We start from the raw sequence: 578 nt of genomic DNA on the forward strand, positions 1-578 counted from the left end.
AGCTTGGCGTTTAACGTCGCAGGTCACTCGACCTGCTGAGATCCTCGGAAACCGGCGGCACGTGACGCGGCCGTTCTTCACGCTTCGAGATGTCGAGTAACGAAGCACGAAAGAACGGCCGCTGCTATGAGTCTCCCCGTCGACGCGCCCGCAGGCGAGGCATTGAGCGTGTTGTCCCGCTTTCGGGTCGACTTCTACGACTGCCTGTACCGCCGTGCCGATGCGCTCTTCGAGCTCACCGACGCGATCTTGTGCGCGGACGGGCCGGTGAAGACCCTGGTCGAGCTCTGCCTGGCGGTCGAGCACCGACGGGGGCACGGGGCCCTGTATGCCGCGTTGGACCGGGGCTGGCTGGAGCCGACGCGGCTGCGCCGCACGCTGGCCGGCCTGCCACTGCCACGGGCGGCCGACGGGCGGATCGTGCTGGCCGTGGATGTCAGCAACTGGCTCCGCCCGGACGCCCCGACCAGCGACGACCGGCTGTTCTGTCACGTCTACGGGCGCGGAGACCGCAAGACGGATCAGTTCGTGCCGGGCTGGCCGTACTCCTTCGTCGCCGCCCTGGAGACCGGCCGGAC

Annotated in this window: 1 protein-coding gene; it reads left to right on the forward strand. The window is 68.7% G+C overall.

The window, feature by feature from the left end:
• Positions 1 to 126: 126 nt before the first annotated feature.
• Positions 127 to 578 (forward strand): transposase (locus ACTWQR_RS55950; RefSeq protein WP_443235048.1); only part of this gene is annotated, 452 nt, incomplete at its 3' end.

It is taken from the genome of Streptomyces sp. 2A115 (genome assembly GCF_052245575.1).
Taxonomy (GTDB): Bacteria; Actinomycetota; Actinomycetes; order Streptomycetales; family Streptomycetaceae; genus Streptomyces.